Raw genomic sequence first — 17938 nt, 5'->3', positions numbered from 1 at the left:
ATGTTAAAATATATGATATCGGTTCTGTTATCCTTTTTATTGATCGGCATAGCAAAACCACAGCAAAAAGTTTGGGTAAAGGGCACCATCCTCGCTAAGCGGGATAAATCGCCCATTGTGGGCGCTACCATAAAAGAACAGCGCAGAAACAACCAGGCAGCGAGTTCTGTTGGCGGGAAATTTTCCATACAGGTAAGTGATGACACAGATTCATTGGTCTTTAGCTACGTAGGCTATAAGACCGCCACTGTCGCAACCAAGCAGCTTCTAACACAACAGATCATCCTATTGGTGCAACAGGACAATTACCTGGAAGAGGCAACTGTCAATACGGGTTATCAGGTACTGAAACCAAATGAAATAACGGGAGCGGTAGATGTCGTTTCCAACAAGACCTTGAACGAACAGACAGGAACAAACATCCTGCAGCGTCTGCGCAATGTGGTACCTGCATTTCGCTATGACAATAATCCTGTTAAAAATACGGACCTCAATAAATTGAACATTTCGATCCGGGGATTGAGTACGATCAATGGAAACCTCGATCCACTCATTGTGCTGGACGGATTTATCTACGAGGGCGACATGGCCAATATCGATCCGAATAGCATCGAACAGGTTTCGATTTTGAAAGATGCAGCAGCCTCGGCGATTTGGGGAGCACGTGCTGGCAACGGAGTCATTGTCATCACATCCAAAAAAGGACGGATCAACGAAAGTGCGCGTATATCTTTTAATTCCACCTTCATGTTGCAGGAAAGGTCGGCCTATACTAATCTGTATCGGGTGGACAATGGTACCTTCATGGGTATTGAAAAGATGCTGTACGATAAGGGATATTACAATTTTAATATCAATACCTTGAAATATGTGGCCATGACACCGTTTGTGGATCTATTGGATAAGAGGGCAAAAGGCTTGATTTCTATAGCGGATTCGACGAAATGGGATAATTTTTACAGAACACAAAATGGAGCTCAAAATTATATGGATAATTTTGTTTCCGATGCGGTTACCCAGCAGTATGCCTTAAATATCAGTGGCGGCGGCCAAAGCAATTCGTATAATTTTGGGTTAGGCTATACGCGTGCAGGTACCGAACTGGCAGCGAAGACGAGGAAGCTAAACCTACAGCTCAGCAATAGTTTTAGGCCGACAGAGAAGTTACAGATAGACCTGTCGGTGTTATTTACAGATCAGTTAATGCAATCGGGCAAACCGGCATTCAGCTCTTTTGTTAATTCAAACAAAGCAGTGCCTTACCTGAGTTTCTTTGGGCCTGAAGGGGAGCAAATCCCTTTTGAAAGAGAATATCGTAAACTGTACCTGGATCAAAACTATTCGAATGGCTTTCTCGACTGGAATTATTATCCCTTGTCCGACCATGCAAATTCGCAGACATCAAATAAACTGCGGGAGCTCTACAGTAATCTGGCGTTGAACTATAAACTGTCCTCGTACCTGACAGCTTCTTTGTCTGGTCAGTACCAACAGCAGCAGGTGTTGGCCGGAGGATTGGATAATAGCAACAGCTATATAGCAAGGCGTACGGTCAATCAGTATATGCAGGTAGATAAGAATACCGGAGCAGTGAAATATAATGTGCCTAAAGGGGGCATATTGCGCACAAACAATGGAACAGGATCGTCCTATACATTAAGAGGGCAGCTGAACCTGAATAAATCATGGCCGGAGCATCGTGTAATCGGCGTAATCGGTGCTGAAATGCGCGAGCGTTTGTACAAGGAAAATAGCCAAACGGCCTATGGGTATACGGAAGACCCTTTATTGACAGTTCCTGTCGACTATGTCAATACCTATCCCATCAATCCGACCAATATCAATATGAATGTGGTCGGCACGCCTTCTTTTCTCAAACAGGTAAATCGCTTTGTTTCGCAATATGCAAATCTAAGTTATATCTGGCAGGATAAGTATGGGGTATCGGGTTCGTTCCGGAAAGACGGCGCCAATGTTTTTGGTGCTGCGACCAATGACAAATGGTCCCCACTTTGGTCCGTGGGACTATTCTGGGAACTGGGTAAGGAAAATTTTATCGAAACGAATTTTATCGATCACTTAAAATTGCGCGCCACCTACGGCTACAGTGGCAATGTGGATCTCCGTAAGACAAAAGATCCCGTGGGCGGCGTGTCGGTCGATCGAAATTCAAACCTGCCCATCATCATGATCACTTCTCTAAACGATCCGTCGCTCCGTTGGGAGAAAATAGGTACATTAAACATCGGACTGGATTACGCATTTTTTAATCGCCGCATAGCGGGCTCAATCGACTGGTATAATAAAAATGGACGGGATTTGTATGGTTTATCCAATTACGATTATACATCATGGGGATACCAAAGTACAATTACTAAAAATATCGCCGCCATGAATGGCCGTGGTTTGGATTTATCGTTAAATACGGTTAACCTTGATGGAGCGATCCAATGGAAATCACGGCTGACCCTCAGCTTTAATAAGAATAAAACCACAAAGTATTACTCAACCACTCCAAATACGCTAAATACATTCATTAGTAATGGTTACGGGATCACGCCGATGGAAGGCTTTCCGCTCAATGGTCTTTCGGCTTATAAGTGGATGGGTGTAGACGCTAAGGGCCAGGGTTTGGGCCTACTGGATGGTGAACCGTCGGCAAATTATAGCGCAATCCGCGCCAGTATTGCAAAGAATCCACTGCATTCGGAAAGTATGGCCTTTATCGGATCGTCAAAACCACAGGTATTTGGCAACCTCGCAAATACCTTCGCATGGCGTTCTTTCGATCTTTCGGTGAATATCAGTTATGCGGGCGACTATTATTTTCGAAAACCTGTCACCTCTTATACGACACTATTTTCCACAGGCATGGCTTATCCGGATTTTGAGCGCAGGTGGCAAAAGCAAGGTGACGAGTTGACAACCGCCGTACCCGCCATGTTCTATCCGGTCATATCCAGTGCGGACAGTTTCTATGGGAGCGCGGATATCAACGTGCTCAAAGCTGACCATATCCGTTTGGAATATATCAACTTCTCCTGGCGGAATTCGCTAAAAATAAACAACAGAGCAGTGCAGCTACAGATTTATGGTAATGTATCCAATCTGGGTATTTTATGGCGGGCAAACAAGGAACGCATTGATCCGGAATTTCCGTATCGCATAGCACCTACAAGAAATTACGCACTGGGATTAAAATTAGATTATTAAACGACAGCGATGAAAAAGATAAGATATTATTCGGTTTTACTGGTTTTGATGATGGTCATGGTGACCTCATCCTGCAAGAAATTTCTGGAAGAAAAGGCGAATGCATCCATGGTGGTGCCACGTACCCTAGATGATCTGCAACGTATATTGGACAACGCCCAAAGTATGAACGCCGGCCTATCCTCCATGAGCGAGGCTGCATGCGACAACTACATGATCACAGAGAAACAGTTCAACAGTCTGCAGGAAGAATATAGGCGAAACTATATTTGGGACAATTACGAATACTATTACAACAACGACTGGGCAAAAGGGTATACCGTCGTTTACAACAGTAATCTTGTACTTGATTTATTGAAGGAAATTGGGCGTACTACGGACAATGCGCAGCAATATGATCAGGTGCTGGGGGCTGCATTGTTCTTCCGTGCGAGCCAATATTTGAATTTACTATGGACATACACCAAAGCATATAATGAATCCACAGCGGACGCTGACCTTGGTATTGTGCTTCGGGAATCGGCAGACTTTAATAAAAAGTCTGTCCGTAGTTCCGTTAAACAATGTTATGAAAGGGTAGAAGCCGACCTATTGCAAGCGGCGGAGCTACTGCCTAACAAAACTATTCATGTGAACAGACCTGCAAAATCAAGTGCCTACGGTATGCTTGCCCGTTATTTTCTGTCCAAAAGAAGTTATGTAATGGTCGGTCAGTACAGTAGGCTTTATCTGGAAAACCGAAGTGAGCTGATAGACTTCAATGACGATAAACAGGTAAATCAAAACGCCACTTATCCATTTGAAAAATTCAATAAGGAAATTGACTTCTACCAAGAGCTGAGTGTAAACTATTTAGCTGTATCGCGCGCGTTCGTAGATCCGGTAGTATACAGTTCCTATGCTGCGAACGATCTGCGAAAACTGCTTTATTTTAAAGATAATGGAGCAGGGATAATCAACTTCAGAGGGAATTACAATCCGGCAGAAGCACTTTTTGCTGGCATTGCTACGGATGAGGTCATGCTGATGCAGGCGGAGAGTCTTGTACGGTCGGGGCAAGTGAAAGAGGGCATCGCGTTGCTGAACAAGCTTTTATCGACACGATATAAGACCGGCAGTTTCCAACCTTATGAGTTTAGCGACCCAAAGAGTGCGTTGGAGCTGGTACTGCATGAGCGGCGGAAGGAACTCCTGTTTAGGGGGCTGCGCTGGATGGATATCAAGCGGCTGAACCTCGAGGAGCGGAATATCTCTATTGTACGCAGCGTTGCCGAACAGGTTTATACACTCAAACCCAACGAAAATCGTTTTTCCCTACCTTTACCTTATGATGTTATACTGGAAACCGGCATGCCGCAGAATCCGAAATAACCAATACGGCCCCTAAATGGGGCCGTTCAATGTGAAAATATGTGCAGAGCAGAATTTAATCTCTGTTGATCGGGTTAAATGCCGTTGTGCTACTACCACCCGTTCTGGTCGGAATATAATCGTTGGAAGAAGGACTGCTTTCTTGCGCACCAAGTTGTATTTTGGCAGGGTCCAATTGTCCGGTAGTTGTTAAGTCACTGGAATCGACCTCTTGCGCACAAGCTTTACTGTTTCCATTACAATCTTGACCGTTGGGTGTAGTGGTCCAATTGGACTCGTCCTGTACTTGTGAGGGATCCGAAGAATCACCATGGAAATACAGCATTACACTGGCAAATGATTTGCCGGATAATTTTTCAACAGCTTTTGCGCCATTAAAACATACTGCGAAGGCTATCGCTAACATCATGTAGCCTTTGCGATTAAAGATACTAGTCATATGACTATCCTCCTTTCTGTACAGCAGACAACTGTCATTTTTTGTCTTTATTATAACGAGTTAGCCTGCGACAATTTGTGTTTATAATTTACTATAGTTTTTTTCTGAAACTACAGTCTGATTATCTATATAATATTTATTATTAGTTGATTGAGTGCTTTTATTTAAAATTTTTGTACGGATTAGAGATGCAATAAGCGACACGATAAATAGAATACTATTGATCCATAAATGGGTGATCCGATTAACATTTGTCAGAAAACTGCTGCACATGCAAGGCGCATTTTTGAGTATACCAATTACGCCCAATGCGATATAGATGCTAAACAGCAGGATCAACAGAAGTGAAAGTCTCCAGCCCAGAGATTCCAATTTCCTATTTGGCATAAAAAGCAAGATTGCCAGCAAGATCTCAAGTAGTGGCATTAGCCAGGAAAGGATTGGAGCAAAGTCACCGATAAGTGGTTGTTGAACTAAAGAGAGCTCAAATGCTTCATGAATCCATATCTTGTCCATGCCAACATAGAGCCAGAATAGGATCATTCCGCCTCTTATGATTTTATAAATCCAATGGTATATTTTATCTCCTCTCATGTTATTGACAATTTATCTGCTGCGATTAATGGGTTCACCTTAACAGGCTTTTACTTTCTCAACCATCTTATACCAAAGTTCGCCAGTAAAAAGCAAGTGGGATATACAGAATCTGGACTCTTGTATATACAGAATCTGGGTAATGGATGCCAATAGCCATAAAAATGTAGAATAGGGGCGTGTCAAATCATTGGTTATTGCGCTTGAAATATGCCGTTGGTGTCATGCCCGTTTGATTTTTAAAAAAGCGGACAAAGCTGCTGGGCGATGTGTAGCCGAGTTCATAGGCAATTTCGTCGGTGCGCATGCCATCCGCTATATACTTCTTGGCAAGGCGTACCATAAACGCTATTTTCAGCTCCTGGGGACTCTTTCCATAATAGCTATGGATGAGCTGATGCAGATAGTCTTTACTGATTCCAAACCGGTAAGCAATATCTTCCAGTTTAAAATCCTGGCCATGCGCTGCCACAGCCTGTTTGATGGCTGAATAGGCTGCTTTGGACTGTGCTTGCGATTGCGATATCTTCTCATACTCTTCAAAAATCTTTTCCTTCGATAGCTGGATCAGTTTCTTGATGGCCCAGAGGATATTGACCTCGCTATCCAGGTCGCTTTTTTTGATTTTTGCCGCAATGGACTTCATCAACGAAACTGTCCTGGGGCCCACACGAAAATCAATGCTGCAGCAGGATTGCCTATCTCGGTTGCGGTAGGCATCAATGAGATGATGCAGGAATTGGAAGGGGCGCTCGTTGCCATCCCGGAAAATACTGCCGCGGAAATAAAAGTTTACAAGCGTACAGCTGCCTGCAGGAATGTATATTTCATAATCGCCTCTGTTTAAGTAGAAATAACGTCCGCGATTGCAAGTGATGCTGTAACTGGTCTGCTGGCCGACATCCTTGATCTGGACCGCGGACTCGTCACTAAAAACATAGATGATGTGCATATCGGAGCGCTTTACCCTTACCGGGATGACGATATCGCTTGATACCGCAACATCCAGCAGGTTGATGTAGCCGAGCAGCCCATCAAACTCCTGCAGGCAGGCTTGGCCAGAGGGGTGTCGGTAGTGACTGATCTTTCCATTAAATAGTGCTATTTGTGGCTGAATAGTCGATTCAGCAAGCGGACAGGACGCGCCAAAGACAGATTCAAGATGGAGATGTAATGCTTTTTTCATTCGCTTTAGGCGTGTAAGTTTCCCCCGGCCAGGATTGCGGGATGATTATGGGGAGTGATTTTTCGATAAGGTCCAATTGCTTTCCTACTGTTTTAAATTTTTATTTATCTGATTACTATTTAGTATAAATATGGCGTTTATTTGGTCACGGATGCAAGTGTAGTGTCCTAACCTCCGCTATTTTGGAGGATAATTTTCCTTTTAAGCGCCGTAAATCAGTTTTTAGTAAATTTTATTTAGTAAATTGGGTGATTAAATAATAACATAATAACAACCTAAACCAATTAAGGGAATTTGAATGAGCTTATGAAGGGATTAAAACTAATTGCGCTGAGCCTGCTTATCGCCGTGCTTTTTAATTTGATCGGAACGAACGAAATCGGGCTAAAGCCTTTTTGGCCGCCCATGTCTTGGACCTATGTATTCCAATTTGCCCTATCCATCCTCTTGCCTGTGCTGTTTACGCAGGCGCTCCTAAAAGTTTTTTGGACCCATTGGCAGAAGCAATATCCCGATCTGAAACTGCTCGATAACGGCAAGATCAACACCAAGAGTTTGCCCCGTACTAAGCGCATCAGCGCGATTCTATATACCGCCGCAGGGAGTATATCCATGCACCTGGGTTGCATGTATGTGTTGTTTGATCGCATCGACGGTCAGGATAAGCTGTTAAGCATCTATTACTTGTATTATTTGCCCTGGTTGAGTACAGGGTTGGTCGCCAATGCAATCGTTGTGTTCTGTAAAGGCAGGCTATGGTGGCTAACGTCGGAAAACGTAATGGTCTTATTTGAGAAGGAGATTGTGGCGCAGCATCGCCTTGTTGAAAATAACAGCGAAAGCGCAGCGCGCCCGCAACTGCCGACGGTGTCGGATGCGTATATCGTACCCGGTTTTCTTTTTGATGTGCTGTATCATAGCAGCCCCTTCAATATCGAAAACTTGCAAAAAGATGCGGTACGGATGTTTGATGTACCCTTCTACTTTTCGCATAAAAGAAAAAAAGAACTTATTCTGATCGACGGCAGCCGAGTGGACGGCAGTCATTTTGTGCAGGAGCTGGAACAGCTGGGCCTCGACAAATGGTACTTCCGTATCAGTAAAACGTGCCGGGTGAATATGATGCTCGTGCGTTATCCGGTGGATCCGTATGCGACGCACCTGGAGTTTAGAAAGGAGGTGTTCGATTATCTGCATGCTAAGATGTCTGAACTGGAAATCATGAGCCTACTGCTCGTCACGGAATGGATGCGCAAAGAAAAAAAACTAAAGGAATTTATCGATAACCTTCATACACTGCGGCATGAGAACTGGGATCGCCTTATACCGCTAAACTGATGTATCCCGCAATTGTAAACTGCGATAGACCAAGCGCGGCAGCCAGCCAGTTAGTCAACCAGTCAGTCAGCCAGCCTGCTGCCGATGATCTGTTCCATATCGCAGCGCTGATAGTGTCGTATTTCCATTGATTGCCCAACTTTCTTGGCACTTTCTCCCGACCAACTCCTGCCTTTACAATAATCTTGCTCGTATTGGGCTCGGCTTTTCCTCGGAATAAATTCGATGAGCGCCCGATGCCGTCCCGATGAAATCCCGATGAAAGCTGGGAGTTGATAGGGAATTGATTGCGTGTTGACTTTGCAATGCTATCAATTTTTTTCTGTGTTAGAAAACTCAACGTTGAGACAAATTCGGTCTGTAATCGGTTAGGTTTCCGATGCTCTTCGGTCAGCTGTAAGTCTTTAGGTGATTTGCTTTTTGTTCTTGATTTATAGTTTTTTATCTTTTTCCAATTTCCGAAAACAACCGATCGACATCTTTCTTGGCAAACAGTCCGGTTCCCTCTGCCATTGTGGTCGCCGAGCCGCAGGCGATGCCCATCTGAAGGACCTGTTCGAGATCGCCCTCTCGGGCTAAGACAGACACCATGCCGGCGACCATACTGTCCCCCGCGCCCACAGTACTGCGTACTTTTACCAGTGGGGAAGGCAGCTGAATTCGTTCTGTTTCTGAATACAAGATAGCGCCCTGTGCACCTAGCGAGACCACGATCAGCGTTGCTTTACCTTCCGATATGAGCTGCTGGGCTGCCATGTCCAGATCGGAGTGCCCCAATTCCTCTTTCCCCACAAGTGCAGCAAGCTCCCCGGCATTCGGTTTGATCAAAAAGACACCTTCCTCCAATGCAACGTGGAGTGAATCGCCAGAGGTATCGACAATTATTTTACTGCCCTTGGTTTTGTACATATGGATCAGCGACCGTAAAAACTCGGGCGGTACACCAGCCGGCATACTACCGCTGATAACGACAAAATCCGGAATATACTTCAGTTCCGCAATTGAGGCCATGATCCCCTCCAACTCGTGGGATTCAACATGTTCTCCTGGAAAGCCGAATCGATATTGCTGATTGGTTGAACGGTCAACCACAATAAAATTTTCGCGGGTTTCGCCATTTACCCGGATAGGATCGACGGCAATATCTTCGAGCTTCAATAAGCCTTCGAGCAAGCTGCCAGTCTTTCCACCGGATGTAAAAAGGGCAGTAGAAGCCAGGCCGAGTCTCTTCAAAGCCCGCGATACGTTAATTCCGCCGCCACCTGGTTGGTATATCGGTTGTTCACAGCGCAATTTCTTTTCGGGAACGATATGCTGTACGCTGCTACTCTTGTCTACGGATGGATTCAGGGTGATTGTTAAAATAGATTTTGCCATTTTTTTACGTTATAATTGCGATTCAGAGATAAAATAGTTTATTGTCGAAATGCACTAGCCGATAATTTAAATAAAGCTACTGATTATTGTTGATAGTGTGCGGCCTTATCCACCGAACTTAAAACGAGCGGTTGAAGTAAGCCGGATCGTCGTCAAGACACCTTCATCATCCGTCAAAGGAACCTTGTAGATTGTGGGCACGTAGTTGAAAGCACACGAAAATGCCAACCGCCAAAAAAAAGCCATGCGTGGGCACGGCTCAATGATAGAAGTGGTTGTTAGCTTAAACAGTGGATGGGGAAGTGAAATACTTCCTCAGGAACCAAAAAGCCAGATTAACCAGTGCGATCAAGGCAGGAACTTCAACCAATGGGCCAATCACGCCGACAAAAGCCTGTCCGCTATTTATGCCAAATACGCCGATGGCAACAGCTATAGCCAGTTCAAAGTTGTTTCCCGCGGCAGTAAAAGCAATTGCCGTACTCTGCGAATAATCTGCGCCAACTTTCTTGCCAGCGATAAAGCTAACAACAAACATCAACGCAAAGTAAATCACCAACGGAACAGCAATGCGCAGTACGTCGAAAGGAAGCTGGAGGATCATTTCCCCTTTAAGGCTGAACATGACGACAATGGTGAACAGCAAAGCAATCAGCCCATACCTACGTGCCGGTCAAGAAATTTAAGTTTCGAATGCATGGGCTTAGAGTCTAATGGTATGGAAAACATAGAACATCGCTGTTGCGATCTGAAGACTCCGCTGTTCGTAAACCTGAGTCTGCTGCGGCGTTCCGTCTGATACCTTGGGATCTTCAAAAGTAAGGGGTATGCGCTTGTCTGCACCGGCAATAAAAGGACAGCCACCGTCAGCCTGGGAGCAGGTCATAATTGCCGCAAATTCAGTTGATGGGTTGAACGGACTGTCATACTTTTTTGAAAATCCGATCATGGGCACCGCATTGTCGCTGTGCTTTATAGCATATACCGGATTATCGCCCTCCGCAATCGTAAAGATCTGAAAGCCCTGGGCTGTCAACGTTTCTGCAACCTGTGGGAAAAGCGCCGTTTCTTCTGTACCACCTGAGTAGCAGCAGACATTCGGTATCTTGAAATAAGTGGCGGCAGTTTGCGCCCAAATCTGGGCCAAATGGCTCCGGCGTGAGTTATGGGTACAGATAAAGTTCAGGTTTATGGGTTGCTTAGCTGTTACCTTCTGCTGGATATAATCTATCAGGAGCTGTAAGGCGGCTTTGCGCTCTTCACCAGCGAACTGTTCCCATCCCAACTGTCCGATCGTATCGGATAATGTAGGGTACATCATGCGAGTTTAATGGTTTAGCAGCATCCCGAACCCGGCGTGCAGCTGGATGATTGATTGACCGATAGCTCAATAAGCTTCTTTTTTTGTTTTTCAACGGGAATACCGCAGGCATCCTCAGCAAGACAGGCAGTTGTGCGGCTTTTTAAAACAAAAGTCTTCCCATTGAAATCAAGTCCATATTTACCGATGGTATCGCGCTGATATTCTACTTCGATCTCTGCATCTTCCAATCCCAACTTTTCTTCCGAAAGGTTAATAATGTGGAGCAGCTTGGCGGGTTTCAGGCGGTGCTCGTGATCATCGGCATTCCAAAGCTGAAAGTTTACCGTTTTCTCCTGACGGATAACACCGCCACAGTCAATAAAATTTTTTGTGATCTGGCCCACTTCGGTTACGTGGAAGTGCTCGGGAACCAATGTTCCGTTATCCAATTGGAATTCAATAGTTTCCAATGTTGGTAGGATTTCTTTGATTTCGGATAGTCTCATGGTATTGAATTTAAATTAGTATAATTATATATTGCAATATTACGATATTATTAATTAAAAAAAAGCGCTACGGACAGCAGCTATTTACTTTTACTTCCTGGTTGAAAAACGTATTGAAATTGCGCTGCACCGACTTCCATACCGCTTCGTCAATACAATAGCAAACAGACTTTCCTTCAATAGTGCCATGAATAATACCTGTAGCTTTGAGTTCCTTTAGATGCTGCGAAATGGTTGCCTGGGCAAGTCCCAGTTCATCCACAAGATCATTGCAGATACAGGCTTTCTTATCTATAATGTACTGAAGTATGGCAATTCTTGCAGGATGGCCCAATACTTTGAACGCTGAAGCCACTTTATTCTGCTCGTCCGTAAAAATCTCTGTCTTCGTAAGTCCCATCGTGAAGCTTATTTAATATTGCAATATTACGATGTTAATAGGTAAAATACAAACTGACATAAAAAAATGTCAGCTTAATTGGGTTCGCTGCGTTTTGCCATTATTTCGCCAAAATATTCAAAAAGCAGCTCCGCAGGTATCGCAACCCAAAAGTCTGGCTCATTTTTTTTCTTGTGGTATCTCTTCTACCAGAATTTCGTTTCCGGCCGCATCGTAATACGCGCAGGTCATTTTGTCGAGAAAGACCGTCCATTTTTCGATACCGCATGTCGCACTCATCGCTATAAAAGTGGCGTAATCTGTTTTGCCCTGTTGATGCTCTTTTAGCGCTTTCTTAAACTGTTCCGCATCGACAGTACGACCAAGTATTAATGGCTCATGGCTAGCTGCTGAGCTGGTTTTGAAATGATTATCCCCATAATAATCGGAATGGCCATCTACAACAAAAACTTCGTAAGCGGTAACACCCAATTTTTTGATGTCTTGGATATAGGCAGGGAAGTCCGCGCCTGATTTTACTTTGCTATGCGCAGCCTTTAGTTGTTCTATTGTAAACATGTTTTCTTAATTGTGTGCGTTAAAGACCTGTGAACTATCCTTCCATTCAGTTGTGAAGTAATGAAACAAAAGCATCAAATCGCCAAAACGGTGTTGTTAAGGTTATGTTATTTTTTAGTAACTTGATCGAACTAAAGATAATGAAAACAGACTTAAAATAATGCTTGAACAGTTTAAAAAACACCTGGATAAATTTATAAAAATTTCCGATGATGAATTTGTCGAGATAACCGGATATTTCGAGCGGCAGCGGTTAAAGAAGAAAGAAAACCTATTGACTGAAGGGCAGATCTGCAAAGCCAATTATTTTGTGCTGGATGGAATTCTGCAAAAATTTTTTATTAACGAAAAGGGGGGGCAGCAAACCACTGAATTTGCGATTGAGAACTGGTGGATGACAGAGACCTTCTCTTATATCAATCAGACAGCCACAGCGTTTTACATCCAGGCTGTACATCCAACGGAAGTCCTGGTCATTCGCAAGCAAGCCTATGATGAACTGCTCGAGAAGCATCCGGCCCTGGAAAAGTATTTTCGCATGGTGTACCAAAAAGCGTATGCCGCAGCGCAGATGCGTATCAAGTTCCTTTATGAATACTCTAGGGAAGAACTATACCTTCATTTTCTCAAAGACCAGCCGGCCTTTCTCCAGCGCGTACCGCAATATCTTGTGGCATCCTATCTGGGCTTTACTCCCGAATATCTCAGCGAAATACGCAAAAAAAATCTTTCTTAAACCCGTTTAAGTTTTTCCGGTTTTTCATTTTCCAATTTTGTAGTAGCAAAACAAAAAATAAGAAACATGGAAAAACGAATCAACATCAGTACGTCAGAACCACAGGGCTATAAAGCCATGTTGGGATTGGAAGGTTATCTTTCCAAAATTGACATCTCAAAAACGCTTAAAGAGCTCGTCAAAATTCGTGCATCACAGATCAACAACTGTGCATATTGTATCAACATGCACACCAAGGATGCCATTAAAAACGGTGAAAGACCAGAGCGTATCTTTATATTGAGTGCCTGGAGGGAGGCAACCAAATTTTTTACCGAAGAGGAGCAGGCCATACTGGCAATGACAGAGGAAATAAGCCTTATCCACGAGCATGGATTAAGCGAAGAAACCTACAGCAAGGCGACGCAATTTTTTACTGAAAATCAGATTGCCCAGATCATTATGCTCATCGTGACCATCAATGGCTGGAACCGTATTGCCGTGAGTACGCATCTACAAATAGAGGATTAAACATCAGTAATACAGGGAGCTGTAGCAATAATCGAGAAGCATTGCTTTAGCTCCCTTTATTTAATTTTGAATACACCACGGTGTCAATAAATTTTCCCTTATAAAATTCGTTCTCTTTGAAATAAGCTTCTCTTACAAAGCCGCATTTTTCCAGTACGGTGCTGGAAGCTATATTCTCCGGATCGACTAACGCTTCGATGGAGTGAAGTCCCATCGCCTCAAAGCCGTAGTGGACGACTGCCGCAATCGCTTCAGTGATATAGCCCTTCCCCTGAAATTCCGGGAGCAACATATAGCCAATTTCTGCACGATAATGCTCAGGCTTAATGTGGTAGAAGCCTATTGTTCCGATCATAGTAGGGTCACCCTTGATGCTGATCTTCCAATTGATCATTTCATTGGCCGCAATTTTTTCATCCGTCACCCGCAGGAACTCGGCAATCTCGTCTGGCGAAGTTGCCATGGGGCGTGGAATGTATTTCATAATCTGTTCATCAGAACGCAAGCGATAGAGCTGTGGTATATCCGTTGCATCTGCCCGTCTGAGGGTTAACCTGTCGCTGTGTAGTTCAGGAAATGCAGTGAAATCTAGTGTTAACATAGTAAGTTTAATGTAATGACACGCTATTTCTCTAAAAATTTAGACGATAGCTGATTCAATTGCAATGATAATAAATACGGAAACAAATCCAGCTGTTAATTTAAATTTTAGAATAACTAAGCGGCCTTCTGCGCTTCTTTTTGTGAGGGCAAGCCCCTTAAATTGCTTCCGTCACTCGGACTAATTTTGAAATACTCAATTAACGAAAGCATCGATAAAACGGCTATTAACTGGAGCGCCAAACTAAAATCGCGCATCTGGTAAACCGTATCCTGATAGTAACTGCTTGCCAGGTGCAGCGTCACTGCGCCCAGCGCGATACCCATACCGAGCGCCATTTGCTGCGCCGTATTGTACAGGGTATTGGCATTGCTCATCTTTTCATTCGGTACGTCTGCGTAAGCCAATGTGTTGAGGCTCGTAAATTGAAGCGAGCGCGTTAGTCCGGAGAAGAAGAATACGATGGCCACCAGCCAAATCGGCGTTTGTATGGATAGCAGGGAGAGTCCGGCAGTGACAAGCGTCAGGATAACGCCATTGCCGATTAAGACTTTTCGAAAATCATATTTCCGAGTGATCCACATGGCCACGGGCTTCATGCTCATACTTCCCAGCATATTGGCCATGTAGAGGAGACCGGCGTGAAATGGGCTCAGTCCAAAACCGAGCTGTAACATCAGGGGCAATATAAATGGCGCTACATTGATCACCATACGCGTGATCGAACCCGAATACACCGTAATCCGGAAGGTCTTTACTTTAAGGATACTGTAATCGATCAGCGGATATTTGATGCGTTTGGAGTGCCATACGGCGACGGCCATAAGCGCAAAGCTTGCTAAAATCGTCACGATCGGTTTTGTATAATTGCCGTTGGCAGCACCGATCATTTCAGTCCCCAGCATAATGCCGGCAAGACCGATACCGCTGATAAAAAAACCGACGATATCAAGCGGACGGTTATTTTCTGAATCCATCGCCGGGATAAATCGATGTACTGCCCACAGCGCAAACACGCCGACGGGTACATTGATAAAGAAAATCCAGTGCCAGCTGAAATAGGTGGTGAAAAATCCGCCCAGCACAGGGCCGATAATTGGGCCCAATAGTCCGGCCCAGGCAATATAACCGATCGCTTCAACCAGATCTTTCTTTTCGGTGTGCTTTAGCACAATGAGACGTCCCACAGGCACCATCAGGGCACCGGCGGTACCTTGGCAGATGCGCGCTAGCACAAAGGTTGTTAGGCTGATACTGAGCCCACAGGCGATAGACGAAAGGATAAATCCAATAATCGCCATATTGAACACTTTTTTTGCACCATAACGGTCCGCAATCCAGCCACTGATCGGAATAAATACTGCTAACATAACGGTATAAGACGTAATACCCGCGCTGAGGTGTACTACATTTGTCTCAAAATCATGAGCCATTTTGGGTAAGGCCGTGGATATCGCTGTGGTGTCGAGCATCTCCATAAGCAGCGTGCCCCCGACAATGAGCGATATGATGCGTGATTCTTTCTTCATTTTGCTCTTCTTCAATCCCGAACGGGAAATATTTGCCACAAAAGTAAGCGGATCTCATCAAAGAAAAGTCATGTAAAGGCTATTTTTACCCGATAGTGATGGAGTTATTGTGTCGATGCAGTCGGATGGAGAGGGGGGTGGATTTTAGATTTTTATAATGATTTTTGATATTTATTGAAAAAAGTTTAAATTTATGTCACTTTACTATTACTAATCTATCTGTAGACTTGAAAACAATATCGATCACTGGTGAGGAGGATCTATTACAGAAATTACGGCGTGGCGATAGGAAGGCATTTAAAGAACTTTACGATTTATACCACCGCCGTTTAACCTTAAAGCTTGTTTACCTGCTCAAATCCGAGGAGTTAGCACAGGATGTGCTTCAGGATATTTTTGTGAAAATATGGGAAATCCGTGAAACCATAGACCCAAGCGGTAACTTTGGAGGCTTATTGTATAAAATGGCTGCTAATTTGGCGAAAAATGTGTTTCGCAAGAGCATCTATGATCAGCTTATGCGCAGCGAGTTTGCCAAAAACGATAGCTATTCGCCTTTTGAGGATTTGGACGATGCATCCAATGCAAAGACCATTTTAAACATCGCCCTCGATAGGTTAACGCCGAGGCAGCGCGAGGTGTACTGCCTGCACAAGATTGAAGGCTTGAGCTACCGCGAAATAAGCAAATTGTTAAGCATCAGTGATTCGGCCATTAACCATCACATCCAGCAGGCCAATAAACTGCTTAAAGAAATTCTAAAGACAGATCGTTTATTAATCATGCTATTAATTTCCTTTTTTGATAGCTTTTGATGTGTTGTACGCCCTTTTTTGTTGATAATAACGGTAGACTGTCCATAATATGCAGCTCTTTCATCCGTTTTCAGCGCTAAAAAGCTGCATTTTTAAATTTTGTTTTAATTTTTTTAAAATATTTTCACTTCGGGGTGCTATTTTTCTTTTGTGGCGTGTATTCATTGTATAAGAGCCCTGGAATAGGGCTTCGAAAATAACAAGAACACCACAAATGAGAAACCTATTTCTGAAATATCTTAATAATACAATCAGTGCAGAGGAACTAAAGACCCTCTGCCACTATTGTCAGTTAGATGAAAATGATGCAGAAATTGATATCCTTCTAAAGGAATATTTCCAAGCCGAATCTTTTGCGGATGATGCAGCAGTTTATCGCAATTTGGAAAAACAACGCGAGGACTCTTGGGAAAGCATAGAAAAACGGCTGAATGATGACCGGGCTCCAAAGCGGCTGACGCGTTCCTTCAAGTTGAAATTGAGTATCGCCGCCAGTGTATTGATTTTGGGCTCTTTTTCTTTTTACATGATCGGCCGGTTAAAAGCCGACAAAACACAGGTAATCGAACTGCAGGACCTGCAGGCGAATCGGCAGCAGGCAAAACTTATTGTTTCGGATGGCACCGTTTACGATTTGAATGGAAAAAACCACGAGGTCATTTCCGATAAGAGCGGTATACGCTATAAAAATGGGGATACGCTCGCCAAGGTCAATTCCAGCAAATTGGTAACGTTATTGACGCCTAGCGGCGGGAACTATACGCTGACATTGGACGATGGTACGCGTGTATGGCTAAACGCGCAGTCGTCCTTGCGGTACCCTACATCCTTCAGTGGTGGAAAGGAACGCGTCGTCGAACTCAAAGGTGAAGCTTATTTTGAAGTTGCCCACAACAGCAAACAGCCCTTTATCGTCAAGACGGCTATACAGAAAGTGAAGGTGCTGGGTACATCTTTTAACATCAATGCCTATGCAAATGAAAATAGGACCATTACGACCTTAGTAACTGGGCGTGTTCAAATCAACGATAAATCGGATCGTAAACTGCACATATTGACCCCGCAGCAACAAGCGAGCAACGACGGTACATCGGTAGCGGTGGAAAATGTGGATACCGATCTTTACACGGCCTGGAAAGAGGGCACCTTCAGGTTCAGGTCAACGCCCTTGCCAGTCGCACTGCGACAGATTGAGCGATGGTACGATCTGGAAATTGATTATAAAGATATCCCCGAAAATATTAGAATACATGCGTCCATTTCCCGGGATAGCAATCTGTCAACCGTATTGCATGCATTGGAAAAAATTACAGGTTTAAAGTTTAATGTAAAGGGAAGGAGTGTGCGTATGGTGAAATAAAGGACTATACTTCTAAAATCGGTTCTTATAAAGAATAGTTGATGGTGTGGGGACACCACCAACATAGAGATCCGATATCTGACGATATTGAAAAAACTATCA

Annotated in this window: 18 protein-coding genes and 1 pseudogene; 7 read left to right on the top strand and 12 right to left on the bottom strand. The window is 44.0% G+C overall.

Annotated features, from left to right (window positions below; genetic code table 11):
• Nucleotides 1-12 precede the first annotated feature (12 nt).
• A complete protein-coding gene (locus tag J2X77_RS07960; RefSeq protein WP_310080045.1) occupies nucleotides 13-3213 on the top strand; it encodes a SusC/RagA family TonB-linked outer membrane protein in 3201 nt (1066 codons plus the stop codon).
• A 9-nt stretch (nucleotides 3214-3222) separates the two neighbouring features.
• Nucleotides 3223-4584, top strand: coding sequence for a RagB/SusD family nutrient uptake outer membrane protein (locus tag J2X77_RS07955; RefSeq protein ID WP_310080043.1), 1362 nt, complete (start codon nucleotides 3223-3225; stop codon nucleotides 4582-4584).
• A gap of 55 nt (nucleotides 4585-4639) precedes the next feature.
• Here the strand turns inward: J2X77_RS07955 and J2X77_RS07950 are convergent, their stop codons facing one another.
• The 3 genes from J2X77_RS07950 to J2X77_RS07940 form a co-directional block, all read right to left on the bottom strand.
• Nucleotides 4640-4993 carry a hypothetical protein gene (locus J2X77_RS07950; RefSeq protein ID WP_310080041.1) on the bottom strand — a complete coding sequence of 118 codons (354 nt, stop codon included), beginning with the start codon at nucleotides 4991-4993 and terminating at the stop codon, nucleotides 4640-4642.
• 111 nt (nucleotides 4994-5104) lie between these two features.
• The gene (locus J2X77_RS07945; RefSeq protein ID WP_310080039.1) at nucleotides 5105-5617 is read right to left on the bottom strand and encodes a MauE/DoxX family redox-associated membrane protein; all 513 of its coding nucleotides are present in this window, start codon (nucleotides 5615-5617) and stop codon (nucleotides 5105-5107) included.
• Nucleotides 5618-5804: 187 nt separating this feature from the next.
• Nucleotides 5805-6803, bottom strand: coding sequence for a helix-turn-helix domain-containing protein (locus J2X77_RS07940; protein WP_310080037.1), 999 nt, complete (start codon nucleotides 6801-6803; stop codon nucleotides 5805-5807).
• Between the two features lie 306 nt (nucleotides 6804-7109).
• On the opposite strand from J2X77_RS07940, the gene J2X77_RS07935 reads away from it, so the two are divergent.
• Complete coding sequence (locus J2X77_RS07935) at nucleotides 7110-8141, top strand: hypothetical protein (protein WP_310080035.1); 1032 nt, start codon at nucleotides 7110-7112, stop codon at nucleotides 8139-8141.
• On the opposite strand, the gene J2X77_RS07930 is transcribed toward J2X77_RS07935, so the two are convergent.
• From J2X77_RS07930 to J2X77_RS07900, 7 genes and pseudogenes are all read right to left on the bottom strand, one after another.
• Entirely contained in the window at nucleotides 8125-8481 is a 357-nt protein-coding gene (locus J2X77_RS07930) for a hypothetical protein (RefSeq protein WP_310080033.1), read from the bottom strand. The genes J2X77_RS07935 and J2X77_RS07930 overlap by 17 nt on opposite strands.
• Nucleotides 8482-8582: 101 nt before the next feature.
• On the bottom strand, nucleotides 8583-9518 hold the full coding sequence (locus tag J2X77_RS07925; RefSeq protein ID WP_310080031.1) for a 1-phosphofructokinase family hexose kinase: 936 nt from the start codon (nucleotides 9516-9518) through the stop codon (nucleotides 8583-8585).
• 283 nt (nucleotides 9519-9801) lie between these two features.
• Nucleotides 9802-10173: pseudogene (locus tag J2X77_RS07920) on the bottom strand (arsenic resistance protein); the annotation flags it as partial.
• 48 nt (nucleotides 10174-10221) lie between these two features.
• Nucleotides 10222-10836, bottom strand: a complete 615-nt coding sequence (locus J2X77_RS07915) for a protein-tyrosine-phosphatase (RefSeq protein ID WP_310080211.1) — start codon at nucleotides 10834-10836, stop codon at nucleotides 10222-10224.
• A 17-nt stretch (nucleotides 10837-10853) separates the two neighbouring features.
• Complete coding sequence (locus J2X77_RS07910) at nucleotides 10854-11327, bottom strand: DUF6428 family protein (protein WP_310080029.1); 474 nt, start codon at nucleotides 11325-11327, stop codon at nucleotides 10854-10856.
• Between the two features lie 67 nt (nucleotides 11328-11394).
• Nucleotides 11395-11727, bottom strand: coding sequence for a metalloregulator ArsR/SmtB family transcription factor (locus J2X77_RS07905; RefSeq protein ID WP_310080027.1), 333 nt, complete (start codon nucleotides 11725-11727; stop codon nucleotides 11395-11397).
• A 159-nt stretch (nucleotides 11728-11886) separates the two neighbouring features.
• On the bottom strand, nucleotides 11887-12285 hold the full coding sequence (locus tag J2X77_RS07900; RefSeq protein ID WP_310080025.1) for a DUF1398 family protein: 399 nt from the start codon (nucleotides 12283-12285) through the stop codon (nucleotides 11887-11889).
• A gap of 160 nt (nucleotides 12286-12445) precedes the next feature.
• On the opposite strand from J2X77_RS07900, the gene J2X77_RS07895 reads away from it, so the two are divergent.
• Both J2X77_RS07895 and J2X77_RS07890 read left to right on the top strand, forming a co-directional pair.
• On the top strand, nucleotides 12446-13021 hold the full coding sequence (locus tag J2X77_RS07895) for a Crp/Fnr family transcriptional regulator (RefSeq protein ID WP_310080023.1): 576 nt from the start codon (nucleotides 12446-12448) through the stop codon (nucleotides 13019-13021).
• A 66-nt stretch (nucleotides 13022-13087) separates the two neighbouring features.
• Nucleotides 13088-13531, top strand: coding sequence for a carboxymuconolactone decarboxylase family protein (locus tag J2X77_RS07890; RefSeq protein WP_310080021.1), 444 nt, complete (start codon nucleotides 13088-13090; stop codon nucleotides 13529-13531).
• Nucleotides 13532-13577: 46 nt separating this feature from the next.
• On the opposite strand, the gene J2X77_RS07885 is transcribed toward J2X77_RS07890, so the two are convergent.
• Both J2X77_RS07885 and J2X77_RS07880 read right to left on the bottom strand, forming a co-directional pair.
• Nucleotides 13578-14132: a GNAT family N-acetyltransferase gene (locus J2X77_RS07885; RefSeq protein ID WP_310080019.1), complete on the bottom strand. Its 555-nt coding sequence runs from the start codon at nucleotides 14130-14132 to the stop codon at nucleotides 13578-13580.
• 116 nt (nucleotides 14133-14248) lie between these two features.
• Nucleotides 14249-15661 (bottom strand): DHA2 family efflux MFS transporter permease subunit, encoded by a 1413-nt coding sequence (locus tag J2X77_RS07880; RefSeq protein ID WP_310080017.1) that lies wholly within the window; start codon nucleotides 15659-15661, stop codon nucleotides 14249-14251.
• Between the two features lie 227 nt (nucleotides 15662-15888).
• On the opposite strand from J2X77_RS07880, the gene J2X77_RS07875 reads away from it, so the two are divergent.
• Together J2X77_RS07875 and J2X77_RS07870 are read left to right on the top strand one after the other, a co-directional pair.
• Nucleotides 15889-16476: a sigma-70 family RNA polymerase sigma factor gene (locus tag J2X77_RS07875; RefSeq protein WP_310080015.1), complete on the top strand. Its 588-nt coding sequence runs from the start codon at nucleotides 15889-15891 to the stop codon at nucleotides 16474-16476.
• Nucleotides 16477-16690: 214 nt separating this feature from the next.
• The gene (locus tag J2X77_RS07870) at nucleotides 16691-17836 is read left to right on the top strand and encodes a FecR domain-containing protein (protein ID WP_310080013.1); all 1146 of its coding nucleotides are present in this window, start codon (nucleotides 16691-16693) and stop codon (nucleotides 17834-17836) included.
• The last annotated feature ends 102 nt before the right edge of the window (nucleotides 17837-17938 follow it).

The sequence above is a fragment of the Sphingobacterium sp. 2149 genome, from assembly GCF_031455655.1.
Classification (GTDB): domain Bacteria; phylum Bacteroidota; class Bacteroidia; order Sphingobacteriales; family Sphingobacteriaceae; genus Sphingobacterium.
The sequence above is the reverse complement of the archived record's forward strand: the minus strand, read 5'-3'. Positions and strand labels throughout refer to the sequence as shown.